The 26,142-nt window shown below is 68.5% G+C and carries 28 protein-coding genes; 13 read left to right on the top strand and 15 right to left on the bottom strand.

The window, feature by feature from the left end; genetic code table 11:
* Nucleotides 1–15: 15 nt before the first annotated feature.
* On the top strand, nucleotides 16–486 hold the full coding sequence (locus DIE08_RS06160) for a helix-turn-helix domain-containing protein (protein WP_124901317.1): 471 nt from the start codon (nucleotides 16–18) through the stop codon (nucleotides 484–486).
* A gap of 95 nt (nucleotides 487–581) precedes the next feature.
* Here the strand turns inward: DIE08_RS06160 and DIE08_RS06155 are convergent, their stop codons facing one another.
* Complete coding sequence (locus DIE08_RS06155; protein ID WP_124901316.1) at nucleotides 582–1,349, bottom strand: AraC family transcriptional regulator; 768 nt, start codon at nucleotides 1,347–1,349, stop codon at nucleotides 582–584.
* A 26-nt stretch (nucleotides 1,350–1,375) separates the two neighbouring features.
* Entirely contained in the window at nucleotides 1,376–1,717 is a 342-nt protein-coding gene (locus DIE08_RS06150; protein ID WP_059601657.1) for an FKBP-type peptidyl-prolyl cis-trans isomerase, read from the bottom strand.
* Between the two features lie 581 nt (nucleotides 1,718–2,298).
* Between DIE08_RS06150 and DIE08_RS06145 the strand changes: the two genes are divergently transcribed.
* From DIE08_RS06145 to DIE08_RS06130, 3 genes are all read left to right on the top strand, one after another.
* On the top strand, nucleotides 2,299–3,216 hold the full coding sequence (locus DIE08_RS06145) for a metal-dependent hydrolase (protein WP_124901315.1): 918 nt from the start codon (nucleotides 2,299–2,301) through the stop codon (nucleotides 3,214–3,216).
* Nucleotides 3,217–3,654: 438 nt separating this feature from the next.
* Nucleotides 3,655–5,118 carry a sigma-54 dependent transcriptional regulator gene (locus DIE08_RS06135; protein WP_124901314.1) on the top strand — a complete coding sequence of 488 codons (1,464 nt, stop codon included), beginning with the start codon at nucleotides 3,655–3,657 and terminating at the stop codon, nucleotides 5,116–5,118.
* A 61-nt stretch (nucleotides 5,119–5,179) separates the two neighbouring features.
* Complete coding sequence (locus DIE08_RS06130) at nucleotides 5,180–5,653, top strand: hypothetical protein (RefSeq protein WP_124901313.1); 474 nt, start codon at nucleotides 5,180–5,182, stop codon at nucleotides 5,651–5,653.
* A 444-nt stretch (nucleotides 5,654–6,097) separates the two neighbouring features.
* On the opposite strand, the gene DIE08_RS06120 is transcribed toward DIE08_RS06130, so the two are convergent.
* A complete protein-coding gene (locus DIE08_RS06120; protein WP_059466532.1) occupies nucleotides 6,098–6,880 on the bottom strand; it encodes an ABC transporter substrate-binding protein in 783 nt (260 codons plus the stop codon).
* A 234-nt stretch (nucleotides 6,881–7,114) separates the two neighbouring features.
* Between DIE08_RS06120 and DIE08_RS06115 the strand changes: the two genes are divergently transcribed.
* Together DIE08_RS06115 and DIE08_RS06110 are read left to right on the top strand one after the other, a co-directional pair.
* Complete coding sequence (locus DIE08_RS06115) at nucleotides 7,115–7,534, top strand: MbcA/ParS/Xre antitoxin family protein (protein ID WP_059601665.1); 420 nt, start codon at nucleotides 7,115–7,117, stop codon at nucleotides 7,532–7,534.
* A 2-nt stretch (nucleotides 7,535–7,536) separates the two neighbouring features.
* On the top strand, nucleotides 7,537–8,235 hold the full coding sequence (locus tag DIE08_RS06110; RefSeq protein WP_124901497.1) for an RES family NAD+ phosphorylase: 699 nt from the start codon (nucleotides 7,537–7,539) through the stop codon (nucleotides 8,233–8,235).
* Between the two features lie 64 nt (nucleotides 8,236–8,299).
* On the opposite strand, the gene DIE08_RS06105 is transcribed toward DIE08_RS06110, so the two are convergent.
* A complete protein-coding gene (locus tag DIE08_RS06105) occupies nucleotides 8,300–9,025 on the bottom strand; it encodes a metallophosphoesterase (RefSeq protein WP_124901312.1) in 726 nt (241 codons plus the stop codon).
* Between the two features lie 136 nt (nucleotides 9,026–9,161).
* On the opposite strand from DIE08_RS06105, the gene DIE08_RS06100 reads away from it, so the two are divergent.
* On the top strand, nucleotides 9,162–9,815 hold the full coding sequence (locus tag DIE08_RS06100) for a DUF1345 domain-containing protein (protein ID WP_124901311.1): 654 nt from the start codon (nucleotides 9,162–9,164) through the stop codon (nucleotides 9,813–9,815).
* Between the two features lie 129 nt (nucleotides 9,816–9,944).
* On the opposite strand, the gene DIE08_RS06090 is transcribed toward DIE08_RS06100, so the two are convergent.
* Entirely contained in the window at nucleotides 9,945–10,655 is a 711-nt protein-coding gene (locus DIE08_RS06090) for a class I SAM-dependent methyltransferase (protein ID WP_124901310.1), read from the bottom strand.
* Nucleotides 10,656–10,957: 302 nt separating this feature from the next.
* Between DIE08_RS06090 and DIE08_RS06085 the strand changes: the two genes are divergently transcribed.
* Nucleotides 10,958–12,607 (top strand): DUF3459 domain-containing protein, encoded by a 1,650-nt coding sequence (locus DIE08_RS06085; protein ID WP_124901496.1) that lies wholly within the window; start codon nucleotides 10,958–10,960, stop codon nucleotides 12,605–12,607.
* A 39-nt stretch (nucleotides 12,608–12,646) separates the two neighbouring features.
* Here the strand turns inward: DIE08_RS06085 and DIE08_RS06080 are convergent, their stop codons facing one another.
* The 5 genes from DIE08_RS06080 to DIE08_RS06060 all read right to left on the bottom strand — a co-directional run bounded on the left by DIE08_RS06080 (nucleotide 12,647) and on the right by DIE08_RS06060 (nucleotide 17,340).
* A complete protein-coding gene (locus DIE08_RS06080; RefSeq protein WP_124901309.1) occupies nucleotides 12,647–13,231 on the bottom strand; it encodes a thiamine phosphate synthase in 585 nt (194 codons plus the stop codon).
* Nucleotides 13,232–13,253: 22 nt separating this feature from the next.
* Nucleotides 13,254–14,594, bottom strand: coding sequence for a hemolysin family protein (locus DIE08_RS06075; protein ID WP_124901308.1), 1,341 nt, complete (start codon nucleotides 14,592–14,594; stop codon nucleotides 13,254–13,256).
* A 76-nt stretch (nucleotides 14,595–14,670) separates the two neighbouring features.
* Nucleotides 14,671–15,450, bottom strand: coding sequence for a sensor histidine kinase KdpD (locus tag DIE08_RS06070; protein ID WP_124901307.1), 780 nt, complete (start codon nucleotides 15,448–15,450; stop codon nucleotides 14,671–14,673).
* 67 nt (nucleotides 15,451–15,517) lie between these two features.
* The gene (locus tag DIE08_RS06065) at nucleotides 15,518–16,441 is read right to left on the bottom strand and encodes a DMT family transporter (RefSeq protein ID WP_059601682.1); all 924 of its coding nucleotides are present in this window, start codon (nucleotides 16,439–16,441) and stop codon (nucleotides 15,518–15,520) included.
* Between the two features lie 41 nt (nucleotides 16,442–16,482).
* Complete coding sequence (locus tag DIE08_RS06060; RefSeq protein ID WP_124901306.1) at nucleotides 16,483–17,340, bottom strand: LysR family transcriptional regulator; 858 nt, start codon at nucleotides 17,338–17,340, stop codon at nucleotides 16,483–16,485.
* 109 nt (nucleotides 17,341–17,449) lie between these two features.
* Between DIE08_RS06060 and DIE08_RS06055 the strand changes: the two genes are divergently transcribed.
* The 3 genes from DIE08_RS06055 to DIE08_RS06045 all read left to right on the top strand — a co-directional run bounded on the left by DIE08_RS06055 (nucleotide 17,450) and on the right by DIE08_RS06045 (nucleotide 20,486).
* Nucleotides 17,450–17,833 (top strand): tautomerase family protein, encoded by a 384-nt coding sequence (locus DIE08_RS06055; protein WP_124901305.1) that lies wholly within the window; start codon nucleotides 17,450–17,452, stop codon nucleotides 17,831–17,833.
* Nucleotides 17,834–17,960: 127 nt separating this feature from the next.
* Nucleotides 17,961–19,592 carry a CHAD domain-containing protein gene (locus DIE08_RS06050; RefSeq protein ID WP_124901304.1) on the top strand — a complete coding sequence of 544 codons (1,632 nt, stop codon included), beginning with the start codon at nucleotides 17,961–17,963 and terminating at the stop codon, nucleotides 19,590–19,592.
* 48 nt (nucleotides 19,593–19,640) lie between these two features.
* Nucleotides 19,641–20,486, top strand: a complete 846-nt coding sequence (locus tag DIE08_RS06045) for a TOBE domain-containing protein (protein WP_124901303.1) — start codon at nucleotides 19,641–19,643, stop codon at nucleotides 20,484–20,486.
* A 173-nt stretch (nucleotides 20,487–20,659) separates the two neighbouring features.
* Here DIE08_RS06045 and DIE08_RS06040 read toward each other — a convergent pair whose 3' ends face one another.
* The 4 genes from DIE08_RS06040 to DIE08_RS06025 form a co-directional block, all read right to left on the bottom strand.
* Nucleotides 20,660–21,361 carry a sulfate/molybdate ABC transporter ATP-binding protein gene (locus tag DIE08_RS06040; protein ID WP_124901302.1) on the bottom strand — a complete coding sequence of 234 codons (702 nt, stop codon included), beginning with the start codon at nucleotides 21,359–21,361 and terminating at the stop codon, nucleotides 20,660–20,662.
* A gap of 106 nt (nucleotides 21,362–21,467) precedes the next feature.
* Nucleotides 21,468–22,145, bottom strand: coding sequence for a molybdate ABC transporter permease subunit (modB, locus tag DIE08_RS06035; protein ID WP_059601856.1), 678 nt, complete (start codon nucleotides 22,143–22,145; stop codon nucleotides 21,468–21,470).
* A gap of 10 nt (nucleotides 22,146–22,155) precedes the next feature.
* Complete coding sequence (modA, locus tag DIE08_RS06030) at nucleotides 22,156–22,953, bottom strand: molybdate ABC transporter substrate-binding protein (RefSeq protein ID WP_124901301.1); 798 nt, start codon at nucleotides 22,951–22,953, stop codon at nucleotides 22,156–22,158.
* A 140-nt stretch (nucleotides 22,954–23,093) separates the two neighbouring features.
* Nucleotides 23,094–23,789: a phosphatase PAP2 family protein gene (locus DIE08_RS06025; protein WP_124901300.1), complete on the bottom strand. Its 696-nt coding sequence runs from the start codon at nucleotides 23,787–23,789 to the stop codon at nucleotides 23,094–23,096.
* Between the two features lie 249 nt (nucleotides 23,790–24,038).
* On the opposite strand from DIE08_RS06025, the gene DIE08_RS06020 reads away from it, so the two are divergent.
* Both DIE08_RS06020 and DIE08_RS06015 read left to right on the top strand, forming a co-directional pair.
* Entirely contained in the window at nucleotides 24,039–25,148 is a 1,110-nt protein-coding gene (locus tag DIE08_RS06020; protein ID WP_124901299.1) for a PHB depolymerase family esterase, read from the top strand.
* A gap of 81 nt (nucleotides 25,149–25,229) precedes the next feature.
* Nucleotides 25,230–25,406 (top strand): DUF3563 family protein, encoded by a 177-nt coding sequence (locus DIE08_RS06015; RefSeq protein WP_069228557.1) that lies wholly within the window; start codon nucleotides 25,230–25,232, stop codon nucleotides 25,404–25,406.
* Nucleotides 25,407–25,514: 108 nt separating this feature from the next.
* Here the strand turns inward: DIE08_RS06015 and DIE08_RS06010 are convergent, their stop codons facing one another.
* The gene (locus DIE08_RS06010) at nucleotides 25,515–25,934 is read right to left on the bottom strand and encodes an organic hydroperoxide resistance protein (RefSeq protein WP_031399791.1); all 420 of its coding nucleotides are present in this window, start codon (nucleotides 25,932–25,934) and stop codon (nucleotides 25,515–25,517) included.
* Nucleotides 25,935–26,142 lie beyond the last annotated feature (208 nt).

Raw genomic sequence — 26,142 nt, 5'->3', positions numbered from 1 at the left:
ACAGCGGAGAGCAATATGGCCAGGCAGAAAAGTCTCGCGGATTCGCCGTGCCCGGTGGCGCGGGCGACCGATATCGTCGGCGATCGCTGGGCGTTGCTGATCGTGCGCGATGCGTTCGACGGCGTGCGCCGGTTCGGCGATTTCCGCGCGAGCCTCGGCGTCGCGAGCAACATCCTGTCGGACCGGCTCAGGATGCTGGTGGACGCAGGCGTATTCGAAGTCGTGCCCGCGTCGGACGGCAGCGCATATCAGGAGTACGCGTTGACGAAGAAGGGCAAGGGACTGTTTCCGGTGATCGTGATGTTGCGGCAGTGGGGCGAGGCAAACCTGTTCGAGCGCGGCGAGCCGCATTCGGTGCTGGTCGAGCGCAAGACGGGCCGGACGATCCGCAAGCTCGCGCTTCGGCACGACGACGGCCGGCCGCTGAAGGCGGCGGAGACGGTCGTGCGGAAGGTGGGCGACGAGGGGGGCGGGACGCGGGGGTGAGTGTTCGTTCGCCGCGCGACAGGGGAACGGAGGCCGTGAGGCTCAGCGAGCCGTGACACGGCTTTCCGGCAGGCCGGGGCGACGTGCGTGAGGGCTCAGTGCCGCTCGCCGCGCCAGCGCCCCGGTGCGACGCCGAAGCGCTTCGTGAAAGCGTGCGTGAAGGTGCTCTGGTCGGCGAAGCCGACCATGCCGGCGATGTCGACGAGCGGATGGCGGCCGTCCGCCAGCAGCACGACGGCGGCGTCGAGCCGCAGCCGCTGCAGGTAGCGATGCGGGGTTTCGCCGAACGCGTCGACGAACAGTTGATGAAAGCGGCGCATTCCGTAACCACAGTGCGCGGCGAGATCGGCGATGCGCAGTGGTTCCGCGAGCCGCGCGCGCAGCCAGCGGTCGATGCGCGCGAAATCCAGGCCCGCCGCGGGCGCGGCGAGGCCGGCATCGTCGAGCAGCGCGTCGCACAGACGCGCGGCGGCCTGCCACTGGAAGCGATGCGCGCGCTGCGTGTCGCCGGCTGTCCCGTCGAATTGCGCGGCCGCCGCCGCGACCTGCGCGACGAGCGACGTGAGCGCCGGGTCGATCGACACGGCACGCGCGCTGTCGAACAGCCGCTGGGGCACCGCGAGCGACGCGGCGGGCAAGTCGAGCACGAGCTGGCGATTCTCGCCGAGGCCCGAGTAATCGTGGCGCGCGCCGGCCGGAATCAGCCACGCCGCGTGCCGGTCGATGCGCTGGCCGACGCCGTCCACCGCCATCACCATCGCGCCGTCGACGCCGATCACGACCTGATGAAAGTCGTGCACGTCGGACGCTTCGCACGTGTCGTAACGGCGCAGCGCGATGGCGGGAGACGGGATGCGTTCCATCGGAAGGACGTCGGCCGACGGCGTCGTCAGACGGCGAGCAGTTCGACTTCGAACACGAGCGTCGCGTTCGGGGGGATCACGCCGCCTGCGCCGCGCGGGCCGTAGCCGAGTTGCGGCGGGATCGTCAGGCGACGCACGCCGCCGACCTTCATGCCCTGCACGCCTTCGTCCCAGCCCTTGATGACCATGCCGCCGCCGAGCACGAACGCGAACGGGTCGTTGCGATCCTTGCTCGAATCGAATTTCTGACCGTCGGTCAGCCAGCCCGTGTAGTGGACGCTGACGGTCTGGCCGGCTTGCGCTTCCGCGCCGCTGCCTTCGGTCAGGTCTTCGATTTTGAGGCCCGATGCGGTCGTGGTGACAGACATGACTTCTCCTGAAAGGGGTTGGGTAAAACCGCTATTGTAGGCGAGCGGGCAGGGGGCCGCCTTACACGACAAGCGCCCCGCGGCATGCCGATCGCGCGCCGGCCGCGGTGATGATCATGCATTCCGCCTGAAACGCGAATGGAACGCGCGTTTGAATTTTTCGCGAACCGGATCGACGGGGTTGCGCCGCGCGAACGGGGCGCGCGTATGAATTGGTGTCACCCGGCTGCTCGGCGTCACGTCGAGCGGCACCGCGTGGTCCCGCGAAACGCCCGTCGCGTGGGGTGTGTGTGCCGATTTCGGCGCGTGCGTGCGCCGTCTGGCTGCCGGTCGCGTACCGGCGTGCGCGTTCGAATCCCGGCGCGCCCGAATGCCGCTCGAACCTCGTTTTTTCCGCGCTGCCGACCGTGCGCTGTTTGGAAGCGCGCGTCTACCGCGCGGCTTGCGCGCGGTACCGGCCGGCGCCTATCTTTACAGTTATCGATGTCAAGATTTCGGCGTTGCGCGATGCGCTGCCCGGGCCCGCGCCGACAAGGCCGCGACGGCTGGCGGGCCGCCCGAAAACCAGGAGAACGACGAACATGAAGTCAGCCGCTTCAGCCATTGCAGCCGAGGTGATGCCAGTGCGCCGCGACCTGCGCTTCGACCTGCCGGTCGAGCGCGCGAAGGACTGGCATGGGCTCGGCCCGCACGTGACCCACTTCTTCAACGCGCTGTCGCTGCTGTTTCCGGCCGGCGAACGCTTTTTCATGGATTCGGTGCGCAATTATCGTGACCGGATCGACGACCCGGTGCTCAAGCGGCAGGTGCTCGGCTTCATCGGCCAGGAGGCGATGCATACGCGCGAGCATGTCGAATACAACGAGCTGATGCAGGCCAACCGCCTGCCCGCGCGCAAGCTCGACAAGCGAGTATGGACGGTGCTCGGCTTCATGAAGCGCACGCTGCCGCATTCGGTGCAGCTCGCGCACACGGTCGCCGCCGAACACTACACGGCGATGCTCGCGGACTGGCTCCTGCGCGACCCGACGCGCCTGGACGGCTCGGTCGAAGGCTACCGGCAGATGTGGCTGTGGCATGCGCTCGAGGAAACCGAGCACAAGGCCGTGTCCTACGACGTGTGGAACGTCGTGATGAAACCGGGCCTGCGCCGCTACCTGATCCGCGTCGGCGTGTACCTGGTGACGACGCTGACGTTCTGGCCGACGGTGTTCCTGATGCACGTGACGCTGCTGTCGCGCGATCGCGACATCAGGCATCGTGTGCGCGGCATGCTGCGCATGATTGCATTCCTGTACGGGCCGCGCCGCGGGCTGTTCCCGCGCATCGCGGGTGAATGGCTGAGCTTTTTCCGGCCCGGCTTCCATCCGTGGGACCACGACAATCGCCACCACCTCGCGCGCGTCGACACGCTCGCCGCCGCCTACGGAGAACACGACGGCGCGTCGGCCGGACGCGGCCGCGCTCACGCACTCGCGCCGCTCGCATCGGGGCGCTGACGCCGCCACGCCGCGCGGCACGTGTTGCGTTCGTGCATCATCCCCACTTCTTCTGACGATTGACCGGCGTCAAGCGGAAAACGGTTGCGCGAGCGCGTGCCGGCGCGGCCGCCGGGGCCGCGCCGGCGCCTGCCGCCGGGCCGATTCCACGTGCCCGGCGCCGCGTGTCGTACCGGCGCGCCCGCACCGGCGCGGCTTCGCGCGCCCGATATCCGTACGGCCATGTTTCCGCACCCGCCTCGCCACCGGGATATCACCCATCTAGCCGCGCACCGGCGGCGCCGATATACCGTTCATGAAAGGATCCGCCCGGCGCGCGATTATTGCCCGGGGGGATTTTATTCGGACGGAAATGCGGCCAATATGTCGGTTCGATCGAGGTCCTTCGGATGCGGCGGCGAGCCGGCGCACGATACCAACGCCAAGCGGGGAACAACGATGGTTGCAAGGTCACCCGACGCAAGCGGGACGGCGGCGTCCGAGATGCCGCCCGTGTCCGTTACCGCTCCCGAGGCTGGGCGCAAGCTGTTCGTCATCATGCGTTCGCCGGACGAGCCGTTGCTGGCACAACTGCGGGAGCTCGGCTGGGACATCTCGGTCGCGAAGACGGCCGGCGCCGCGCAGAACATGACGTCCGGCGTGAATGTCGCAGCCGGGCTCGTCGATTTCTCGGGCTTCACGTCGCGCGACTATCCCGCGCTGAAAGCGTGCCTGAGCCAGCCGGCGATCGGCTGGATTTCCGTCGCGCAGGCCGGTGTCACGATCGGCGTTGCCGTGCGCGAACTCATCCGCAGCTACTGTTTCGATTACGTGACGCTGCCGTTGCCGTACGAATGGATTTCGCACGTGCTCGGCCATGCGCGCGGGATGGCCGCGCTCGATCGCGTCGACGGCGCGGCGTACGCGGCGTCGATCGGCGAGCACGGGATGATCGGCAACTGCGAAGCGATGCAGCAGCTGTTCAGCACGATCCGCAAGGTCGCGAAGACCGACGCGAGCGTGTTCATCTCCGGCGAGTCGGGCACCGGCAAGGAGCTGACGGCGCTCGCGATCCACGAGCGCTCGGTGCGTGGCAAGGGGCCGTTCGTCGCGATCAACTGCGGCGCGATTCCGCATCACCTGCTGCAGTCGGAACTGTTCGGCTACGAGCGCGGCGCATTCACCGGGGCGAACCAGCGGCGCGCAGGCCGGATTGAATCCGCGAACGGCGGCACGCTGTTTCTCGACGAAATCGGCGACATGCCGATCGAAAGCCAGGCGAGCCTGCTGCGCTTCCTGCAGGAAGGGAAGATCGAGCGGCTCGGCGGCCAGGAGTCGATTCCGGTCGACGTACGGATCATCTCGGCGACGCACGTGGATCTCGACGGCGCGGTCGAAGCCGGACGCTTTCGCGCGGACCTCTATCACAGGCTCTGCGTGCTGCGCATTCACGAGCCGCCGCTGCGTGCGCGCGGCAAGGACATCGACATCCTCGCGCATTACGTGCTGCAGAAATACAAGGCCGACAGCGGCCGCAAGATCAGCGGCTTCACCTCGGCCGCGCTCGACGCGATGCGCCGCTACGAGTGGCCCGGCAACGTGCGCGAGCTGATCAACCGGGTGCGCCGCGCGATCGTGATGGCCGAGAGCCGGCTGCTGACACCGCACGACCTCGGGCTCGAGGTCCCGGGCGAAACGGAGCCCGTGACGCTCGAGCAGGCGCGTTCGCTCGCCGAGCGCACCGCGATCGAAAACGCGCTGCTGCGCAACGATCACCGGATCAACAAGGCCGCCGCCGAACTCGGCATCTCGCGCGTCACGCTTTACCGGATGATGATCGAGCACGGGCTCAACGACCACGACAACAACGGCGGAAAGGACGGCGTGCCGCCCGACGACGCCGACCATCAGCGAGTCGGCTGAACGACGGCGGGAAGCGTCCACGGCCGTCCCGTGCGCGGGCGTCCGGCACCATGTAAAGAGCGTGAAACGTTTCGTGCCGGCGGCCACCCGGATCGACCCGGCAAACGTGCGCGGCGGCGTGCCGCCCGTGCCGGGAAAATATTCCGGATCGTCCGCGCGCCTTGTCCGGCAAGGCATCGCCGCCACACGGGCGCGCCCGCCCGCGCCCCGCATGTTTCAGTTTCGCAACGTCCTGCCTGCCCCGCCCGTTGCGGCCGCGGGCTTGTCCGATGAAAGCCTTGTGCGGCCGGCCCGGAACGAAGCTGGCCCGCTCCTTGCGGAGTTTGAGGTGCGAAAGTCGATGACGTGGCGTCCGGCCGGTCCGGCAGCGAACCATGCGAGGACCGGCAAGGACGCAGTCCACGGGGATGACCGGACGGACGGGCAGCATAGCCCTGCTCCGAACGGCATGGGCCGTTATCGACGGATCGTCGGGGCGCCGGCTGTGTCCGGTTGCCGGTACAAGCTACGGATCGAATACGGGGTAGAAAAATGACGAACGATCGCCACACGCAGCGGCCGGCAGGCCGCGATCGCAGTGATTCGACCCATCGCCGGTCGACCGCGCATCTTGCTGCCGGCCGGCATGCGTCGACAGGCCACCTCTCCGCGCCCGGTGCGAGGCGGATCCGGCTGATACCCGGTCATCCGCGCCGGGCCGGCGCTTTCTCGCTCGCCAACCCGATCCGCATGGGGATGTGCACGCGGGCACCGGTTCCCCGGCGCCCGATCTTCGCTTATTGACGACGTCGAGCGCCTGCTGTCGCCAGAGCAGGTGATCCGTTTGCAATGCGAAAGACGTGCGGCGTCCGGATGCGCGATACGGACGATGAACCGGCGCGACGGCGAACGTCAGGGAGGCGTCGCCGTCCGGCGAGCAGGGGAGGGGCGGTCAGACCGCGCGCGACGGGTATCGCACCCGTCCGCGCGCGGCGCCGCTTCAGCCGCCGTAGATGTCGAAGTCGAAGTACTTCGACGCGAGGCGCTTGTACGTGCCGTCCTTGACCATGTCGAGGATCGCGCGATCGATCTTCGCCTTCAGGTCGGTGTCTTCCTTGCGCAGCCCGATGCCGGCGCCGATGCCGAGCACCTTCTCGTCGACGAGTTCGGGCCCGACGAACTGGTAGCCCGCGCCGCGCGGCGACTTCAGGAACCCGATCGCGGCCTGCACCTCGTCCTGCAGTGCGGCGTCGAGGCGGCCCGACGTCAGGTCCGCATACACGCCGTCCTGGTTCTGGTACGACACGACGTTCGCACCCTGCTTCGCCCAGTACGCCTTCGCATACGCTTCCTGCGTCGTGCCCTGTTCGACGCCGATCGACTTGCCTTTCAGCGATTCGGCCGTCGGCAGCAGCGGCGAACCCTTCTTCACGACGAGCCGCGTCGGCTGGTTGTAGATCTTCGTCGTGAAGCCGATCTGTTCCGCGCGCTGCGGCGTGATCGACATCGACGACAGCACCGCGTCGAACTTCTTCGCCTTCAGCGCCGGGATCATCCCGTCGAAATCGTTCTCGAGCCACACGCACTTCGCCTTCAGCCGTGCGCAGATCTCGTTGCCGAGGTCGATGTCGAAGCCGACGAGCTTGCCGTCGGGCGCCTTCGATTCGAACGGCGCGTAGCTGGCGTCGGTGCCGAAGCGCAGCGTGGTCCAGTCCTTCGCGACGGCGGGGCCTGCCGATACCGCGAGCAGGGCGATCGAAACGGCGGCAATCAGTCTCTTCATGGTGGTTCCTTGGCGTGGTCTATCCGGTTCTGGGCGACACGGTTGCTGCGGGGGACGCTCCGCGTCCCGGTGCGCTGTCCGCACGGTCATTAACGCAGAAAATAAAATAACAGTCCAGAATGGACAAAAAATATCGATCCTTCGGACGGAATGCCGACGCCTTGGGGGGCGACCCTTGCAAAAATGCGAAAATGGACTAATCTTGTTAGTAAATTCGTTTCGAGACTAACGATCATGTCACAGCCCGCTTTCGATTCGCATTCCGCCCCGCGGCAGGCCTCGGTCGCGCGGATGTCGGCGGCCGGCCTGCGTGCGTTCTTCAACATCGCGCGCGACTGGGAGCTGACGATCGACGAACAGATCGTGCTACTCGGGTCGCCCGGCCGCTCGACGTTCTTCAAGTGGAAGGCCGCGCCTGAATCGGCCCGCCTGCCGCGCGATACGCTCGAGCGGCTATCGCTGCTGCTCGGCATCTACAAGGCGCTGCAGATCCTGCTGCCGCAGCCGGCTGCGGCCGACACCTGGGTCAAGCGGCCCAACGACGCCGCACCGTTCGGCGGCAAGCGCGCGCTCGACCGCATGCTCGCCGGCAACGTCGGCGACCTGGTTGCCGTCCGTCAATATCTCGACGCGATGCGGGGTGGCTGGGCGTGACGATGCCGATTGAAGAAGTACAACACTGGCCCACGACCGTCGTCGACTGGGCACCTGCCTATCGCGTGATTCCCACCCGTTTTCCGGCCATCAACCTGTTCGACCGCGTGGCGGCCGCCGAGGATTTCGACGCGCTCTATGCGCTCGAATCGCTGACCAACGACCGCATCCGCAACGAAGTCGGCACGCTCGACCTCGTGCCGCCGGCCGAGCGTCGCTACGGCCCGGGTTGGGGGCCGATCATGGCCGCGTTCACGCACCTGAATCCGCAGGGCAGCCGCTTTTCCGACGGCAGCTACGGCGTGTTCTACTGCGGACGGTCGCGCGATACGGCGATCGCCGAGACGCGCTATCACAGCGGGCTGTTCCTGGCCGCGACGAGGGAGGCGCCGATGCGCCAGCAGATGCGGCTGTACACGGTGTACGCGCAGGGCGACGTCGCCGACGTGCGCACGTGGCCGCAGCGCAGCCCGGGGCTGCTCGATCCGCTCGACTACAGCGCCGGGCAGGCGCTCGGTCGCACGGTGCGCAATGCGGGCGGCGCGGGGATCGTCTATCCGTCGGTGCGCGACCCGCGCGGCGAGTGTCTCGCGGCGTTCCGCACGACGTTGCTGCGCGACTGTCATCACGCGGCATATCTCGAATACAACTGGAACGGTTCCGCGATCGATGCGGTGTTCGAACTGAACCAGGTCGGCTAGCCAGCGCGTTGGGCATGCCATGAACGCTGCCGGCCCCAAGCCCCGTCATTGGCGTGATCAGGCTTTAAGGCAGCGGCAGGTCGCCCGCATGACGTGCGCGCGCGTCGGCCTGGGTGAGCGACCACGTCTCGCCCGTGCACGGCTCGACGATCGTCAGGCGTCCGGACGGTGCGAACGCGCCGGTGTCGATGAACCATTGCGCGCCGATGCGCTGCGGCGCGCGCACGGGCGTGTGGCCGGTGCAGGTCAGCGACAGGCCGGCCTGCCGGGCCGGGTCGGCGAGCCCCTGCACCAGGTCGCGCCCCCAGATCAGCCGCTCGCGCACGTCGGGCGAATAGCTGCCCGTGTCGAGTTCGGCGTCCGAACCGAAGAATTCCGCGTGCAGCACGTTGAAGCGCGCGGGGCCGTCGCCGATCACGCGCACGAGCGGCAGCGCGTCGACGCGTGCCGCATGCGCGTGCAGCCGTTCCGGCGGAAGATCGGCGCCCCAGTCGCCGCCGATTCCGCGCCACGCGTCGGGCGACAGCTTGCCGCGCGACACGAGGCTCAGCACTTCTTCGTGATTGCCGCGCACCACGTGGCACCACGGGCGGTCCAGCAGCTCGAGCGCGGTTTCGGACGCGGGGCCGCGATCGACGAGATCGCCGACCGAGAACAGCCGGTCGCGAGCCGGGTCGAAGCCGATGTCGTGCAGCAGCGCGCGCAGCACATCCACGCAACCGTGCAGATCGCCGACGACGAAGTCGCGGCCGGCCGCGTTCGCGGGATGATGGCAGAGGACGGGAGTCATCCCGATATCTTAGGCGCTCACGCCCATCGCGACGTCATGTAGGAATGGCGATAATCGGGGCGGTACCGCCCGGCACGGCGCAGCGGGCCGTTCGCACGCCGGCTGAACCCTTTCCATCCGCTTTCGGAATCGTACGATGACGCTTTATCCGCAGGTGTTACGCAATCGGCCGCGCATGGTCGCCGCCTTCGCCGCCGGCGTGCTGTGCGCGGTGCTGCTGCCGTGGCATTTGAGGCCGACCGCGCGCGCGCTGATCGGCTGGGATTGCACGATCTGGCTGTATCTCGTGCTGATGTGGGTGCGCATGGTCACCGCGCATCATCACCAGGTGCGCGAGATCGCGATCCGCGAGGACGAGAGCGCGACGACCGTGCTGACGGTCATCTGCATCGCGACGGTCGCGAGCGTCGCCGCGATCGCGATCGAACTCGCGACCGCGAAGAACGTGGGCTTTCGCGCCGGGCTCGGCCATTACGCGGTCACGGGCGCGACGCTGTTCGGCGCATGGTTCCTGATTCCGACGATCTTCACGTTGCACTATGCGCGGCTCTATTACGGCTCGCCGAGCGGCGATCGCGCGCTGCGGTTCCCCGACCGCAACCCCGAGCCCGATTACTGGGATTTCCTGTATTTCGCGTTTACGCTCGCGGTCGCGTCGCAGACGGCCGACGTGTCGCTCGCGAACCGTTCCGCTCGGCGCGCGGTGCTCGCGCAGTCCATCCTGTCGTTCTACTTCAACATGGCCGTGCTCGGGCTGTCGATCAACGTCGCGGCAGGGTTGTTGAGCTGACGCGGGTGACTTGAGCCGTTCGTACGCACGGCCACGCTCGAGCGTGCGGCGGCCGGCGGGCCGCGCGAGGATCACTTCGAGAAAGCGCGCGATTGCCGTGTGCGTGCCGCCTCGTGCCGTTTCTCGTGGTCACGCGCCGCGCCGCATCGCGATCCACGCCCCCCAGAACAGGCTCGAGAAAAAGCGCAGTGGCGCATCGAAGCCCGCATCGTGCAGCAACGCGAACACGGCTTCCTCGGCAGCCGGCGGATCGGCGCCCTGCAGGATTTTCGCCAGCTGCGCACGCACGGCGTCGGGCGTCGCGCCCTTCATCCGCCAGCGCTGTTGCCACGCGTCGAGCAGGCGAGGGTGGTCCGCATAGCGGCGATAGTTGCCCGCGATCACGAGCGGTGCGCCGGGCTTCAGGCGGCGCGCGATCGCATCCAGCAGCGCGGCCTTCGCCGCGTCGCCGGGGACGTGATGCAGCACGCCGATCAGCGTCGCGCCGTCGAAGGCCGGCGCATCGGGCAGCGCATCGACGCCGGCCTCGACGAATTGCGTGCGTGCGGCGAAACCCGCCGCTTCGACGTTGGCACGCGCGAGCGCGAGCATCGGCGCGGACGGATCGACGGCCGTGAACTGCCAGCCGGGTTCCAGGGCCGCGGGTACGCAGATTTCCTGCCCGGTGCCGCCTGCCCCCACGACGAGGAGCCGCGCCTGCGGCACACCGATCGCCGATGCGAGCATGCACGCGGCCAGCTCGTGGCACGCGTCGTAGCCGGCGAGCGCGATGCGGGATTGTTCGGCGTATTCGTGCGCGCGTGCCGGATCGAACTTCGCGGCGCTGGCGGGGAGCGACATGGCGGATTCCTCGGGTTCGGGCGCGGACGGGGTGCCCACGCGCATCGCACGGAGCGTAAGCGCGGGTCGGCCGCGCAACAAGGCGAGCGGACATTCCGGTATGCGGACTACCCGACTCGGCGCGCCATATGCGCAACCATTGACGGGGTCGATTCGCATTAAAAAATGTGAGGAGTCGATGCATCGCGGCCGTGAAACCGGCGCATACTTTTCTTCCCCCCTGCCTGGCCGTCGCATGCCGGGCCCCGATGCGCCGCGTCGACCGCGCGGCCATGCCGCTCGGCACGCACGAGGAGCGCATGATGTCAGATTGTCCGCACGATCCGTATGCGCAGCACTACATTCACTGCCTGCCGTCCGGCGCGCAGCCCTGCGGCGCGCTCGGCACGTCGCCGCGCACGCATTTCCGCGTATGGGCACCGGGCAGCACGCATGTTCAGCTCGAACTCGATACCGGTATGGGCCCGACGCTCGTCCCGATGACGGCGGCCGGTCCGCACTGGTTCGAGGCGTTCGTCGAATGCGGTGCGGGCGCGCGTTACCGTTATCGGCTCGACGACGTGACGTCGATTCCGGATCCCGCATCGCGTTCGCAACCCGACGGGCTCAACGGCCCGAGCGAGGTCGTCGATCCGCGCGCATTCACGTGGCACAACACGTTCTGGCGCGGACGTCCGTGGGAGGGCATTGCGCTGTACGCGATTCGTCCGCACGCGGTCGGCGGCTTCGACGGCGTGCGCCGCCGGTTGCCTCAGCTTGCCCGTCTCGGCGTGACCGCGCTGGAGTTGCTCGCGTCGCCGCACGACAGCCTGCCATTCGCGCCGCTCGCGGCGGAGGGCGGCCCCGACGCACTGAAGGCGCTGATCGACGATGCGCACGGCTACGGTCTCGCGGTGCTGCTGGAGCTCGATTACGCGCGCTTCGGCAGCGGCACCGACGCGCTGCGCCATTACGCGGCACCGTTCTTTCATACGCGCGACGATCCGCTGCAGGTGCCGCCGCTCGCGCTCGACCATCCGGAGGTTTGCGACTTCTTCTGCGACAACGCGCTGTACTGGATCGACGAATACCGTTGCGACGGCTTGCGGCTGCGCGAGGCCGACCGGATCGGCACGTCGTGGCTGCGGGAGATCGCCGATCGCGTGCGCGCGGCCGTGCCGGCCGACCGGATGATCCACCTCGTGCTCGGCAGCGAGCGTCATCCGGTGCATCTGGCCGATACGCATTTCGATGCGCAGTTGAACGGTTGCGGAGAACGCGCGCTGCATCGGCTGACGGGGCGCGACGTGTCGGTGCACGAAGGGATTTCGCCGAACCAGTCGATCCACACGCTTGCTCGCGCGCTGACCGCGGCAGGCGCGGCATTCCAGCCGGCCACGGCGGGCGACGGTCCAGGCGCCGAAGGGTTGTCGCTCACGTCGCTGGTGCTGTCCGACGGCGCATGGCGCGAAAGCGAGCATGGCGACCACGAGCAAACTCCCGACCTCGCGGCGCTTGCGCTATCGCTGCTCACGCCGCAGATCCCGCTGATCTTCGACGAAACCGCGCGCGATGTCGATCGTGCGCATTTCGTGCAGTCGGCGCTCGCGGTGCGCGCGAAGCTGATTGCGCCGCGGCTGTCCGATTGCCGGCCGCAGGACGCGCATGCGCTGAAGGCGAGCGGTGACGGCGATGCCGATGCGCTGCTTGCATCATGGCGGCTCGCCGATGACGAGACGCTGACCATCGCATTGAACCTGTCGCCCGACGCGGTGCCGTTCGATGCGCCGAGCGGGCAGGTCGTGTTCGAGACGCCGGCACGCGCACGCGACCGGGTCGATGAAGGGGAGTTGCCGCCGTATTCGCTCGTCGCATGGCTGACGGGCGACGTCAACCGGTACGCGCTGACGCACGACGTGCGCCGGATCGACGGCAGCGCACGGCACGCAATGCGTCCCGTTCCGGGCGCATGATGCCTGCGGCCGGCCGGATGCTGGCGCACCCGGCCGCACTTACCAGAAGCTGCGAATGCCCGCGACGCCGTACGCGCCGTGGCGGCGCGCTTCGTCGAGATGCGCGCGTGTCATGCCGCCGAGCGCATAGACCGGCATCGCGGCCTGCACGGCCAACGCGGCGAATCGCGTCCAGCCGAGCGTCGGCGCCCCAGGATGGCTGAGTGTCGGCAATACGGGCGACAGCGTGACGAAATCCACGCCCGCGCGCGCGGCCAGCACGAGATCGTCGGCCGCGTGGCATGCGGCCGACATGAGGCGCGCGGCCGGCAGCGGCCGTTGCGTGACGGCGCGCAGCGCGGTGCCGTCGAGGTGCCAGCCCGCGCCGTCGAGCTGCATCACGCCCGCCACATCGATCGGCCCGTTGAGCATCAGTTGCGCGCCGGCCGCGTCGCAGCGCGCGAGTGCATCGGCGGCCAGCCGCGCGAACGCGTCTGCATCGAACGACTTCACGCGCAACTGCACGAGCGTCTCGCCGCGCGCCAGCACGGCCGACAGCCTGTCGAGGAATGCGTGGCAATCGGCGGCCGACGCGGACGCCGGCTCCGGCGTGATCACGTAGCAGCGCGGCAACGTCGGACTCATCGCGCGCGGCGAGCGGCGGCCGTCATTCGTCCGCCTCCTTCGCGATCTTCGGGTAGACGCGCACCAGCACGATGCGCGGCCCGTTCATCTTCTTCACGACGACGTCGAAGCGATCGAACGACACGCGCTGCCCTTCGGTCGGCAAATCGCTGAGCGCCTGGATCACGAGGCCGCCGACCGATTCCGCGCGCCCTTCGTCGATGTCGATGCCGAGCGCCTGCTCGAGCGACACGACGGGCAGGCTGCCCTTGCCCATCAGCGTGCCGTCGTCGAGGCGGCTCCAGTCTGCATCGCCCTGGCGGAACTCGTCGTGGATCTGGCCGACCAGCGCGCCGAGCAGGTTGTCGAGCGTCAGGAAGCCGATCGGCTTCTCGCCCTTGTTGCCGACCAGCGCGAAGTGCGGCGCGCCCTTGCGGAAGCGGCGGAACAGGTCGAGTGCCGGCGTGTCGGGCTTCACGTACTGCACAGGGCGCACGTAGTCGGACAGGTCCTCGAGCGCAGCCCCGGCATGACGCGCGAGCAGCAGGTCCTTCAGGTGGATCAGCCCGCTCACCTCTTCGCGCGACGCATCCTCGAACAGCGGATAGCGGCTGAAGCGATGCCGCGCGACGATCTCCATGTTGTCGGGCAGCGGCAGGTCGCGGCGCAGGCCGATCATTTCATGGGCCGGCCGCATCAGGTCCGATACCGTCATCGACGAGAAATCGAGCGAATGCGCGAGCGTGTTCCACTCGTCGTTGGAGTACGTGCCGCGGGCCGGCTGAGCCGCGTTGCCCGCGCTGCGGCGGCTGCGCAGGATCAGCTTCAGCTCGTCGGTCGAGTAGTGCGCATCGCCGCCGTGGTCGGCCGACAGCCCCGCGAGCTTCAGCACCGCATTCGCGCTGCTGTTGAGCACCCAGATCGCCGGATACATCGCCCAGTAGAACGCGTAGAGCGGCAGCGCGACCCACAGGCCGACCTTTTCCGACTGGCGGATCGCCATCGATTTCGGGGCGAGCTCGCCAACCACGATGTGCAGGAACGAGATCAGCGAAAACGCGAACACGAGCGAGATCAGGTGCACGATGCGTTCGGACTGCACGCCGATCAGGTCGAGCAGCGGGCCGATCAGTTCCGCGAACGCCGGCTCGCCGACCCAGCCGAGGCCGAGCGACGCGAGCGTGATGCCGAGCTGGCAGGCGGACAGATAGGCGTCGAGCCGGCCGTGCACGATGGCGAGGATGCGCCCGCGCAGGCCGTGCTTGCGGGCAAGTGTCTTGACGCGCGTCGCGCGCAGTTTGACGAGGCCGAATTCGGCTGCGACGAAAAACCCGTTCAGGGCCACCAGGAACAACGCGCCGATGAGCGCGAAGATCTGTAACAAAGAATCGCTCCAGTCATGAAAGGCCCATCAGTATAGGGCCTGAAAGTGAAGTGTAATGATTCGGGCTGCCGATCGCTTACACCTGCGCCTCGCAGGGGACGCAGAGCGAGAGGGTGACGGCGGAGTTGTCGGCGAACGGGGTGTGGGTGAAGGTGCCGCCGTGCGCGAGGGCGACACGCTGGCACAGCGCGAGCGTCCCGGCGACGCGCTTCGCGTCGCGCGCGCGCAGCATGTCGTGGCGGGCGAACGGTTCGAATGCGTGCGGCAGCGCGGGGTCGGCGAGGGCGTCGGCGTTCACGTCGCAGGTGACGTGCGCGACGCACAGCGCGCCGTCGCGCGTGCATGTGAGGGTCACGCGACTACCGGCGGCGCTGGCTTCGACGGCCGTCGTCAGCATCGTCCAGAACGCCTGCGCGATGCGTTCGCGATCGGCGGTCAGCGACGGTTCGCCGTCGGGCAGCGTCGCGTCGATGGTCACCCGCCGCGCGTCGGCGAGCGCGAAGCGCACCAGCGCAAGCGTGTCGTCGAGCAGCGGGCGCAGCGCGAACGGCTGCACGGCGATCGCGAGTGTGCGCGTTGCGGCGCGCGGCGCGTCGAGCACGTCGTCGATCAGCGCGACCTGCTGGTCGATCCCTGCGCGGATGCCAGCGAGCGCACGTTGCAGGTTCGGGTCGGCACCGGCGAGCTGGCGCTCGAGCACGTACGCCCAGCTGTGCATCGCGTTCAGCGGGCTGCGCAGGTCGTGCGATGCGGTGGACAGCGCCTGGTCGCGCAGGAACAGCGCGGCCTCGGCGGCATAGTGCGCTGCGCGTTCGCGCAGGAGGTCGGCGGCGGGATCGACGGAATTGGACGTCACGGAGCTGGCCTGTCGGAAGCGGTTGGCATGAAAAACACGCGAACCGCCATTATAGGGATCGCGCGCGTCACGCCGGCAGCGCGTCCTCGTCCTTTTTCCGGGCGTCGCCGTTCGGCAGCAGCTGGCAGGCGAGCAGGCCGGCCAGCATGAGCGCGCAACCGACCAGCGCGCGCAGCGTCAGCGTCTCGCCGAGCGCGGCCCAACCTGCGATGGCCGCGAACACGCCTTCCATGCTGAAGATCACGGCCGCGTGCGCGGGCGCCGCATCGCGCTGCGCGACGACCTGAAGCGTATAGCCGACGCCGACCGACAGCAGCCCGCCGTACAGCAGCGTCGGCAGCGCGCTGCGCAGCATCGCGACGCTGACCGGCTCGATCACGAGGCCGGCCGCGAGGCACAGCGCGCCGCACGCGACGAACTGCAGGAACGCGAGCACGAGCGGATCGTGCCGCTTTGCGAAATGGCCGACGGCCATCACGTGCGCGGCGATGATCACGGCGCCCGCGAGCTGGAACCAGTCGCCGTAGAGCACCGAGAAATGCTCGTCGATGCTGAGGAAGTACAGGCCGATCGCCGCGAGCAGCGCGCCGAACCACGTGCCGGCGCCGATCCGGTGGCGCGCGAACACGCCCATCAGCGGCACGATCACGACGTACAGCGAGCTGATGAAGCCCGCGTTCGCGACCCGTGTGTACTGCAGGCCGAACTGCTGCAGCGAGATCGATACGGCGAGCAGCCCGCCGAGCGCGAGGCCCGGCGCGAGCAGCGCCGGCTCGCGCCGAATCGCCGCGAGCTGCGCGCGCGAGCCCGCGTTGAACGTCAGCAGCGGGATCAACACCAGTGCGCCGAGCAGGAAGCGCAGCCCCGTAAACAGAAACGGCCCGATCACGTCGAGGCTCAGCCGTTGCGCGACGAACGCCGAGCCCCAGATCGCGGCGGCGGCGAGCATCAGCAGGTTGGCACGGAGGTGCTTGCGGGCTTCGGGCTTCATCGGAATTCTTCGGAAGATTGCGAACGGCGTAACCGATCAGTTTACGCCGAGATTGCAAGGCTGTCGGAAAACCTTCGGAGTGCGGCCGCCGCGCGGGCGTCGCGCACGCGCGAATACAGCACGACCTGCGAGTGCGGCAGCGGTGGCAAGCCGAATTTCGCGCCGACGTCGACCAGCGTGCGCGGGGCGACGCGCCGCGCCAGCGGACAGACCGCGAGCCCGGCTGCGGCGGCCGCCGTGACCGCTGCGACGCCGCCGCCCGTAAAGCGCTCGCGCCACGGCCGTCCGGCATGCTCGAGTGCGCGCAGCGCGGCGGCCCGCACGCCGCACGGCCCGGCCAGCACCGCGAGCGGCAGCGGCTCGCCGGCGCGCGGCGCCCAGTCGGGCGCGGCGAGCCACGCGAGCGGTTCGGTGAACAGCAGCGTGCCGTCGTCGCGCGGAGGGTCCTCGCCTGGTTCGTGCCGCACGATCGCCGCGTCGAGCCGCCTTTCGTCGTATTGCACGATCAGGCTCGCCGACGTGCCCAGGTGCATTTCCAGCGACAGCCCGGGATCCTGCCGGTGCAGGCTCGTCAGCACGGCCGGCAGGTCGGGCACCGCAACGTGCTCGCTGACGCCGAGCGACAGGCGGTGCGTGCCGGCCGAAATCGCGCCGAGCGCCTGATCGTGCGCGTCGAGCAGCGCGCGCGCGGCGGGCAGGAAGTTCTCGCCGTCAGCGGCCAGCTTGACGACACGCGGCGTGCGCGCGAGCAGCGGCTTGCCGAGGTGCGCTTCGAGCCGTTTCAGCTTCAGGCTGACGGCCGATTGCGTGATGCCGAGCGCGTCGGCGGCGCGCGTGAAGCTCGCGAGATCGGCGACCAGCACGAACGCGCGCACCGCATCGAGGTCGAGGACTTTCATTTCGAACGTAAATGGATGAAATATTGATTGATGACTGTTCATTATAGTCACGCGCGCCTAACCTGACGTGGCGTTTCCATTTTTCAACGTCACCGAAAGGAGCAGGATCATGCCGTTCACCCGTATCGCAGTGCGCGAAGGCAAACCGGCCGCCTACCGTGCGGCGCTCGTCGACGGCGTGCATCGCGCGCTGATGCACACGTTCAACGTGCCCGAGGACGACATCTTCATGGTCGTGACCGAGCATTCGGCCGAGAACTTTGTATTCGGCCGCCACTACCTCGACATCGAGCGCAGCGACGATCTCGTGATGATCCAGATCACGGCGAACAACACGCGCACGCTCGAGCAGAAGCAGGCGCTGTACCGGACCATCGCCGAAAACCTCGCGCGGCAGCCCGGCGTGCGGCCGCAGGACGTATTCATCAGTCTCGTCGAAGTGCTGAAGGAGGACTGGTCGTTCGGCAGCGGCATCGCGCAATACGTCGTTTGATGCGCGACAGGCGCGGCAGGGCCAGATCGTCTCCCGCGCGTTTTTGCGGCGTGTACTATGGAAGCTGCTTCACGGGCGACGCCGGCGCGGACGATGCGCCGGCGATTCTTCATGTGCAGGAGCCTCCATGTCGCGTGTGCTGGAAATCGTGTTGTGCCTGTCGCTGGAAGGTTGGCCGGTCAAGACGGGAAGCCGGGTCCGTGGCGAGCAGCGCGACTTCGGTGCCGAACTCGTCCGTGCTTGGCGGATCTGCCCGCAGGTGCGGATGCGGCGCGGCCAGGAGCGCGTGACGATCGAGCCGTGCCAGGTCGAGGAAGCCGAGACGAACCCCGGCGAGTGCTGGTGGACGTGGATCGAGTCGAACGCGCAGGGGCGGCGGGTCGTCGCGTCGCGCACGAAGGCATTCGCGCCCGGTGTCGTGGCGCGTGAGTTGTTCGATGCCGAGCATGCGGGCATCGTCGTGGCCACGCCGGTGTCGGTGCCGATCGCCGATTCGGAATCCGCGGAGGCCACGGGCGACCGCGACCGCGTGACGGCCGGCGCCGTCGACGAAGCGGCGGTTGCCGCATCGTCGGCGCCGGCACCGCCGCGGCTCGTCAGCGAGCGGCGGCGCGGGCGCTGGGCGGACGACAGCGGCGTGGTGGTCGAGATGACGCTCGACGACATCACCCTGCACGGCGGCACCGAGCCGCCGCGCCGCCATGTCGAGCTGCGCCTCGCGGCACCCGACTGGGAAACCGCCGCCGCACGCACGGCGGCGCTGCGCGCGCTGTTTGCCGCGGCGCGCGAGCTCAGCGGCGCATGGCCCGCGTTCGTGCAGCTGACCAGCGTGATCGATCGCGCGTGCGCGGGCGAGCCTGCCGTCGCCGGGCCGGTCAAGGCGCAACTCGTCGACCTGACCGGCATCCGCACGCAGCGGGCAGCGCTGTTCGCGCTGTCGGGTGACATCGCCGCGCAATGGCTCGGCAACGAGGGCGGTGTGCTCGACCGCGACGATCCCGAATTCGTGCACCAGATGCGGGTCGCGCTGCGGCGGCTGCGTACGCTGATGCGCTTCTTCCCGCGTTTCGCGGACGATCAATGGCAGGACACGTTCGGCGTCGACTTGAGCTGGCTTGCGGCGCTGCTCGGCACGGTGCGCGACTGGGACGTGTTCTCGACCGAGAGCCTGCCCGCGCTGATCGCGGCCGACGGCGGCAGCGCGGACTGGGACGGCACGCTCGACGCCGCGCGCGTACAGGCGATGGCCGCGCGCGTCGAACTGCGCCAGGCGCTGCATTCGGCGCGCTATGCGCGACTGACGCTCGGGTGGCTCGAGTGGCTGAGCGGGCTTGCGCTACCGCCGACCGATGCCGACGACGACGCACCGTCGCTGCGGCGTCACGCAACCAAGCGCGTGCGGCGGCTGTTCGGTCACCTGTATGCATCGCCGTCGCTCACGTCGCTCGACACGGCCGCGCGGCACCAGGTGCGGATCGACACGAAGCGGCTGCGCTACGCGCTCGAATTCTTCGCGTCGCTGGCCTCGCGCCGCACGCGCAACGAAACGGTCAAGACGCTCGCGCGCGTGCAGAGCGTGCTTGGCGAGGCGAACGACACGATCGTCGCGCTGCATCATCTCGAGCAACTGGCGGCGCCCGCTTACCAGCTGGGTTTCGTGCGCGGCTACGGCGCCGCGCTCGAGCAACGCGCGGCGAGGGACGCCGAGACGCTGCTCGCGAGCCTGCGCCCGCCGAAGCTGGATGGCAAGCCGCGTTGAGCGGCGCGCGCTCACTATAATGGGCACCCATTTTCTTCAGACAGACCGATGAGCGACGCGTCGCCTCCTTCCTCTTCTGCCGGACCGCTCGAGCTGGGCGGCGAACTGTGGCTGCGCGCGGGCGAGCAGACGCTCGGCGGCGCCACCCGCATTGCGCTGCTCGCGGCGATCGGCGACACCGGGTCGATCACGCGCGCGGCGAAGGCCGTCGGCCTCAGCTACAAGGCCGCGTGGGATGCGATCGATACGATGAACAACCTGGCCGGCGAGCCGCTCGTGACGCGCTCGACGGGCGGCAGGGGCGGCGGCGGCACGACGCTGACGCCGCGCGCAACGTCGCTGATCGCCGCGTTCCGCACGATCGAGCGCGAGCATCGCCGCTTCATCGACGCCGCGAGCGCGGCGGTGTCCGGTTTCGACGTCGACTGGGCACTGATCGGCCGGATCGGGATGAAGACGAGCGCGCGCAACCAGTTGTTCGGCAAGGTCGAGTCGATCGTGCGCGGCACGGTGAACGACGAGGTGACGCTCGTGCTGCCCGGCGGGCAGGTGATCGTCGCGGTGCTGACGCACGAAAGCGCCGATGCGCTCGGCCTGCGGCCGGGCGCGGATGCGTGCGCGCTCGTGAAGGCGTCGTGGGTCGTGCTGGCCGTCGACGACGAAGGCGGAGCCGAAGCGTCTCTGAAGGTATCCGCACGCAACCAGTTGCACGGGACGGTCGAAACCGTCGCGGCGGGCGCGGTGAACAGCGAGGTGACACTGGCGCTCGACGGCGGCGGGACGCTCACGGCCGTGGTCACGAACGACAGCGTCGGGGCGTTGCAACTCGACGCCGGCCGGCGTGCGATCGCGCTGTTCAAGGCATCGAGCGTGATTCTCGCGGTGACGGGCTGATTGCGCGCGGCGGCGGTGTGGGCCGTTTCCGGCGATGACCGTGGGCGGGCGGAGCGAAGCCGGCGCCGCCCAACGTACGCGAGGCGCCGGCTTCGATCCCGTTTTCAGCTTGTGCCGCCATTGCGGCTTCTCTCAGGTCAAACGTGGCCGCTTGGGCCACCGCCTTCGCGCGATCAGGTGACGCGCGTCGGCCACTCGGCGTGCGGCGTGGCGGCCTGCACGCGTCCTTCGCTCAATTGCACGACCTGGTCGCCGAATGCGGCGACGTCGTCGGGGTCGTGCGTGATGAGCACCATCGGGATATCGAGCCGCGCCTGCAGTTCGGCGAGCTCGTGGCGCATGCGCTGGCGCATCGCGCCGTCGAGTGCCGCGAACGGTTCGTCGAGCAGCAGGATGCGCGGCTGCGCGACCAGTGCGCGGGCAAGCGCGACACGCTGCTTCTGTCCGCCCGACAGCTGCGACGGGAATTGCCCGGCGAGCGTGTCGAGTTCGAACGCATGCAGCCAGTACGCGACTTCGGGCGGCACGGCCTTCGCACGCGGATTGCGCAGGCCCGACGTGAGCCCGAACGCGATGTTCTGGCGCACGTTCAGGTGCGGAAACAGCGCATAGTCCTGGAACAGGTAGGCGACGCGGCGCGCACGGGTCGGCACGTCGATGCCGCGCGCGGAATCGAACAGCGGTTCGCCATTCAGCGCGATCGTGCCTTCGTCGGGCGACAGCAGGCCGGCGATCGCCTGCAGCGTCATGCTCTTGCCCGCGCCGGACGGCCCGAACAGCACCACGCGCTGCGTGGCGGCCGTGAACGACACGTCGAGTGTGAAGCGGCGCTCCGCATTCACGTAGGTCTTGCGGATGTCGACGGCGACGCTCATGCCGGTCTCCGTCGTGCCGCGCCGCGCGTGCGGGAAGCCGATCGCGCGTCGGGAAGGCGTTTTGCCGCAACCCGTGAGGCGCGGCGGTACGGATGCGGCAGGCGCGTCATGTCAGCTGGCTCCGCCCGGCGCGCGACGGCACGAGCCAGCCGGTCGCGAGCAGCACGAGCACGCAGGTGATCGACGTCACCAGCACGAGGAAGTTGGCCGTGCTGTCGTCGCCGGCCTGCACCGCCGCATAGATCGCGACCGAAAGCGTCTGCGTGCGGCCGGGCAGGTTGCCGGCGATCATCAGCGTCGCGCCGAATTCGCCGAGCGCGCGCGCGAAGGCGAGCAGCGCACCGGCCAGGATGCCGCGCGTGGCGAGCGGCAGCGTCACGCGGAAGAACACCGCGGCTTCGCCGAGTCCGAGCGTGCGTGCCGCGCGCTCGAGATGCGGATCGACGCTTTCGAACGCCGTGCGCGCCGATTTGAGGATCAGCGGGAACGCGACGACCATCGATGCGATCACCGCGCCCTGCCACGTGAAGACGAGTTCGATGCCGAGCTTGTCGAGCCATGCGCCGAACACGCCGCGCCGGCCGAGCAGCACGAGCAGGTAATAGCCGAGCACCGTCGGCGGCAGCACGAGCGGCAGCGTCAGCAGCGAATCGACCACGTCGCGCATCGGCGAGCGCCAGCGCGCGAGCAGGAAGGCGGCGGCGACGCCGAGCACGATGTCGAGCGCGGTCGCCCAGCCGGCGACCTTCAGCGACAACAGCAGCGGCACCCAGGCGTCCTGCATCATGCTGCGCTCACTTGCCCGCGGGCTTGAAGCCGAACGTGGCCAGCACGGCCTGGCCCTGCGGCGACGCGACGAAGTCGATGAACGACTGCGCCTGTGCGGCATGGCGGCTGTCCTTGACCACCGCGATCGGATAGGTGATGGCCGTCTGCGTCGGCACGGTCAGCACCACCTTCACGCGGCCCGGCATGATCGCCGCGTCGGTGCCGAATACGAAGCCGGCGTCGACTTCGCCGCGTGCGACGTAATCGAGGCTCTGGCGCACGTTGGCGGCCAGCACGCCCTTCGCGCTGACGGCGTCCCATACGCCTGCCGCACGCAGCGCGCCTTCCGTGTAACGGCCGACCGGCACCGACGCCGGGTCGCCGTACGCGATGCGCTTCACGCCGGGCGCCGTCAGGTCGTTCAGCGACGTCGGCGCGGCGACGTGGCTGTCGGCCGGCACGATCATCACGAGCGAGTTCGCCGCGAAATCGCGGCGCGTACCCGGCACGATGACCTTTTCGCCGACCGCACGATCCATCGCCTTCTGGTCGGCCGATGCGAACACGTCGGCCGGCGCGCCCTTGGCGATCTGCTGCATCAGCACGTCCGACGCGCCAAAGTTGAACAGCACCTTGGTGTCCGGATGCTGCTTCTGATAAGCATCGCCGACGGCCTTGAACGCATTCGTCAGGCTTGCCGCCGCCGACACGACCAGCTCGTCGGCAGCGGAAGCCGGCCCGCTGAACGAGACGGCCGCGGCAAGCGCGGCGAGCGGCAGCAGGCGGAGCAGGGTGCGGCGAAGCGGGCGGACGGTTGAGCGCATGGACTGGTCGTTCGAATGGGATGGTTGGAACCGTAATCGTAATATAGGGCGGGTTATAACGCTCGACATACCGTTCATGCGACGGCGCGCATGAAATCTTCAGGCCTGAATGGCGACGGAAATGACGTGCGCGCGGCCCGTCACGCGTGCAGCAACGGCGGCGATCCGGTGCGGTGCAGCGACGACGGCTGATATGCGGGCCGGTAGTTGGGATTGGCTTTCCAGCGGGCGCGGACGAACGGCCGCTCGTGCCCCGACAGTTCCAGCGCCACCCTGGTGACCCAGCGATGCGACGGCACCGTGATGCCGTGCAGCGCGTCCGTGACGAGCGCGAGGCTCACGACGACCGCCGGCACCGACCAGCGGTGCGGCACCGCGTGCCACGAGCCGGCGATGAATGCCAGCGCGGCGATCGCGCCGACGATGCAGCCGGTGATCGATTCGGACGGCGAATGCGCGTCGAGCGCGACGCGCGACACGCCGACCGCGATGCCGGCCGCGAGCCCGAGCGCGATGCCGGCGATCCGCACCGTCGTGCGCGTGCGGATCAGCGCGAGGAAGATCGCGACGGGATAGACCGACGTCGACAGCATCGCGTGGCCGCTGAATCCCGTGAAGTCCCATGCGCGGATGCCGACGCCCCAGCCGAGGAATGCGATCTTGGTGAGCGCGACGACCCCGATCGCGACGGCGAGCACGCCGAGCCACGCGGCCGCACGCTGCCACGAGTAGCCGAGCGCGAGCCACACGGCGATCGTGATCGCGAGCGGCAAGGTCAGTCCGGCGCCACCGAACGCGGTGATCGTGATCCACAGGTGAGAGGACAGGTCGAACATCGGGAGAGGAACGAGCAGAGGCGGGACGAATGCTTAAATCAACGCGCGAGCCGGAGAGAACGACTACAACGGATACAAGCGGCTAAACCCCAGTATAGCGCCGCGTATGCTCGGGGCCCGTTTTTTGCGCCGCGGGGGAACTATCCGCGTGCAGGAAAAATCCCATAAACAATGCTATGGTGCATTGCACAAAGTCGAACGATCCACCGAGTGTTGTATCCCTATTTTTCCTGAACGCGAGCCCGATCGATGACCAAAAGTCTGACGAAGGTATGGCTGGGCGGCATGAAACGTATGCTGTCTCCGGCTGCCAAACGAGCGGCACGTGATGCACAGCGTATCGCGCGCGATACGCTCGAGGCCGCCGCGTCGCCCGCCGCAACCGATCTGTCCCCGCCGCGAGAGTCGCGCGTGCGGCCGCGCGCGGCTGCATGGGCGGCCGGCGAGTGGACGCGCGGCGAGCATCCGATGGCGCCCGCGCTCGGTCGCCTGGTCCAGCAGCTCGCCTACGGGCTGTACGTTCCACCTGGCCGCCGGCGCGGTGCGATACCGCTCGTGGTGATGCTGCACGGCTGCCAGCAATCGGTCGACGAGTTCGCGCAGGGCACCCGGATGAACCTGCTGGCCGACAAGCATGGCTTCGCGGTGCTGTATCCGGAGCAGTCGCTGCGCGCGCACGCGCACGGCTGCTGGCACTGGTACGAAGACACCGACCGCGCGGGGCGCGGCGAGGCGGACGCGGCCGCGTCGCTCGTCGACGCCCTCGTCGACGAGCACGGCTTCGACGCATCGCGCGTCTACGTCGCCGGGCTGTCGGCCGGCGCGGGCCTGGCAGCACTGCTCGCGCTGCACCACCCGGATCGCTTCGCGGCTGTGGCGCTGCACTCGGGCCCCGCGCTCGGCGAGGCGAATTCCGGGATCAGCGCGATGGACGTGATGCGGCGCGGCCTGCGGCAGAACCCGGCTGCGGTGATCGACACGCTGGTCGATGCGGGGGCGTATCCGGGCATGCCCGTGTTGATCGTGCAGGGCGACCGGGACCATGTCGTCGCGCCGAAGAATGCGGACCAGTTGATGGTGCAGTTCATGCGCCTGAACGGGCTCGCGGACAGCCGCGGCGCACTGCGCGGCGGCGAGCGTGTGGAAACGCGCGAGGCTGGCGCGCAGATCACCGACGTGCGTCGCGATGGCGAGTCGATCGTGCGGCTCTGTCACGTGAAAGGGCTCGATCATGCCTGGGCGGGCGGTGACGAAGCGGTGCCGTTTCATGCGGCGGTCGGTCCCGATGCGAGCGCGATGATCTGGTCATTTTTCGAAGAAAATCGGCGCACTGTGGCGACCGAACGACGCACCGTCTGATCGACGCTGGCCAAAGCCTAGGGTTTTCCCTATAATTCGGGAAAACCCTAGTCAAAGAACCTTTGGATTGCGAGATCGAACATGTACCTGCTGAGCCACCTCTTCCTGATGCTGACCAAGAACGCTGAAAAGGCCGCGAAAGAGCGCGCCGATGCCTATCTGGCCGAAGCAACCGACATCTACGATCTCGAATTCCGCATGCGCAAGATCGATCGCGAAGCGGCGATGAACCGTCCGTTCTCGTTCGGCTCGCGTTAAGCAGCGCAGCGCGGGCCGGCTCACCAGCCGGCCCCGCGAATCACGCAAAAGGGCGTGTGTGGCGAGCAGCCGCACACGCCCTTTTTGCATTCGGTGCCGCGCGTTGCGTCAGACGACCGTCAGGCGCACCGGCACGTTGTTGCGGGTCGCGTTCGAGTACGGGCACACGTGGTGCGCCTTGTCGACCAGCGCCTGTGCGTCGGCCTTGTCGAGCCCCGGCAGCGACACGCGCAGTTCGATGTCGAGCCCGAAGCCGCCGGCGTCGTTCGGGCCGATGCCCACTTCCGCGGTCACTTGCGTGTCGGCCGGCAGCGCCTGCTTGTTCTGGCCGGCGACGAACTTCATCGCGCTCAGGAAACAAGCCGAGTAACCTGCGGCAAACAGCTGCTCCGGGTTCGTACCTTCCGCGCCCGTACCGCCGAGCTCGCGCGGCGCGGCCAGCTTCACTTCCAGCTTGTTGTCGGCGGATACCGCGCGGCCGTCGCGGCCGCCCGTGCTGGTGGCGCTGGTCTTGTACAGAATGTTCATGGTGCAGCTCCTGTCGGAAGAATGGTAGGAAGCGGTCCGGTCGGACGGGGTGTCGCCGGCCACGAAAGAAATATAGAACACAAATGATTGGTGTGCAAATGAAATTTGAAGAAAAAGCCCGGCAGTGCCGGTAATGCCGTTCAGTTAAGATTCTTTCTGAGGAACCGGACAGCATAACGAGCAGGACGGGACTTGACGGCCCGATCGC

It is taken from the genome of Burkholderia sp. Bp9004, assembly GCF_003858025.1.
Lineage (GTDB): Bacteria > Pseudomonadota > Gammaproteobacteria > Burkholderiales > Burkholderiaceae > Burkholderia > Burkholderia diffusa.
Note: the sequence above shows the minus strand (reverse complement) of the source record. Positions and strands in the feature narration are given on the sequence as shown.

What these genes read in the sequence shown, in the direction of transcription:
- DIE08_RS06045 (WP_124901303.1), top strand. Translation starts at nt 19,641, where the DNA reads ATGAGCGACGCGTCGCCTCCTTCCTCTTCTGCCGGACCGCTCGAGCTG.
- DIE08_RS06050 (WP_124901304.1), top strand. Translation starts at nt 17,961, where the DNA reads ATGTCGCGTGTGCTGGAAATCGTGTTGTGCCTGTCGCTGGAAGGTTGG.
- DIE08_RS06135 (WP_124901314.1), top strand. Translation starts at nt 3,655, where the DNA reads ATGGTTGCAAGGTCACCCGACGCAAGCGGGACGGCGGCGTCCGAGATG.
- DIE08_RS06085 (WP_124901496.1), top strand. Translation starts at nt 10,958, where the DNA reads ATGTCAGATTGTCCGCACGATCCGTATGCGCAGCACTACATTCACTGC.
- DIE08_RS06025 (WP_124901300.1), bottom strand. Translation starts at nt 23,789, where the DNA reads ATGTTCGACCTGTCCTCTCACCTGTGGATCACGATCACCGCGTTCGGT.
- DIE08_RS06120 (WP_059466532.1), bottom strand. Translation starts at nt 6,880, where the DNA reads ATGAAGAGACTGATTGCCGCCGTTTCGATCGCCCTGCTCGCGGTATCG.
- DIE08_RS06065 (WP_059601682.1), bottom strand. Translation starts at nt 16,441, where the DNA reads ATGAAGCCCGAAGCCCGCAAGCACCTCCGTGCCAACCTGCTGATGCTC.
- DIE08_RS06150 (WP_059601657.1), bottom strand. Translation starts at nt 1,717, where the DNA reads ATGTCTGTCACCACGACCGCATCGGGCCTCAAAATCGAAGACCTGACC.
- DIE08_RS06015 (WP_069228557.1), top strand. Translation starts at nt 25,230, where the DNA reads ATGTACCTGCTGAGCCACCTCTTCCTGATGCTGACCAAGAACGCTGAA.
- DIE08_RS06115 (WP_059601665.1), top strand. Translation starts at nt 7,115, where the DNA reads ATGTCACAGCCCGCTTTCGATTCGCATTCCGCCCCGCGGCAGGCCTCG.
- modB (WP_059601856.1), bottom strand. Translation starts at nt 22,145, where the DNA reads ATGCAGGACGCCTGGGTGCCGCTGCTGTTGTCGCTGAAGGTCGCCGGC.
- DIE08_RS06040 (WP_124901302.1), bottom strand. Translation starts at nt 21,361, where the DNA reads ATGAGCGTCGCCGTCGACATCCGCAAGACCTACGTGAATGCGGAGCGC.
- DIE08_RS06020 (WP_124901299.1), top strand. Translation starts at nt 24,039, where the DNA reads ATGACCAAAAGTCTGACGAAGGTATGGCTGGGCGGCATGAAACGTATG.
- DIE08_RS06105 (WP_124901312.1), bottom strand. Translation starts at nt 9,025, where the DNA reads ATGACTCCCGTCCTCTGCCATCATCCCGCGAACGCGGCCGGCCGCGAC.
- DIE08_RS06010 (WP_031399791.1), bottom strand. Translation starts at nt 25,934, where the DNA reads ATGAACATTCTGTACAAGACCAGCGCCACCAGCACGGGCGGCCGCGAC.
- DIE08_RS06060 (WP_124901306.1), bottom strand. Translation starts at nt 17,340, where the DNA reads ATGAAAGTCCTCGACCTCGATGCGGTGCGCGCGTTCGTGCTGGTCGCC.
- DIE08_RS06080 (WP_124901309.1), bottom strand. Translation starts at nt 13,231, where the DNA reads ATGAGTCCGACGTTGCCGCGCTGCTACGTGATCACGCCGGAGCCGGCG.
- DIE08_RS06110 (WP_124901497.1), top strand. Translation starts at nt 7,537, where the DNA reads ATGCCGATTGAAGAAGTACAACACTGGCCCACGACCGTCGTCGACTGG.
- DIE08_RS06160 (WP_124901317.1), top strand. Translation starts at nt 16, where the DNA reads ATGGCCAGGCAGAAAAGTCTCGCGGATTCGCCGTGCCCGGTGGCGCGG.
- DIE08_RS06090 (WP_124901310.1), bottom strand. Translation starts at nt 10,655, where the DNA reads ATGTCGCTCCCCGCCAGCGCCGCGAAGTTCGATCCGGCACGCGCGCAC.
- modA (WP_124901301.1), bottom strand. Translation starts at nt 22,953, where the DNA reads ATGCGCTCAACCGTCCGCCCGCTTCGCCGCACCCTGCTCCGCCTGCTG.
- DIE08_RS06155 (WP_124901316.1), bottom strand. Translation starts at nt 1,349, where the DNA reads ATGGAACGCATCCCGTCTCCCGCCATCGCGCTGCGCCGTTACGACACG.
- DIE08_RS06145 (WP_124901315.1), top strand. Translation starts at nt 2,299, where the DNA reads ATGAAGTCAGCCGCTTCAGCCATTGCAGCCGAGGTGATGCCAGTGCGC.
- DIE08_RS06055 (WP_124901305.1), top strand. Translation starts at nt 17,450, where the DNA reads ATGCCGTTCACCCGTATCGCAGTGCGCGAAGGCAAACCGGCCGCCTAC.
- DIE08_RS06100 (WP_124901311.1), top strand. Translation starts at nt 9,162, where the DNA reads ATGACGCTTTATCCGCAGGTGTTACGCAATCGGCCGCGCATGGTCGCC.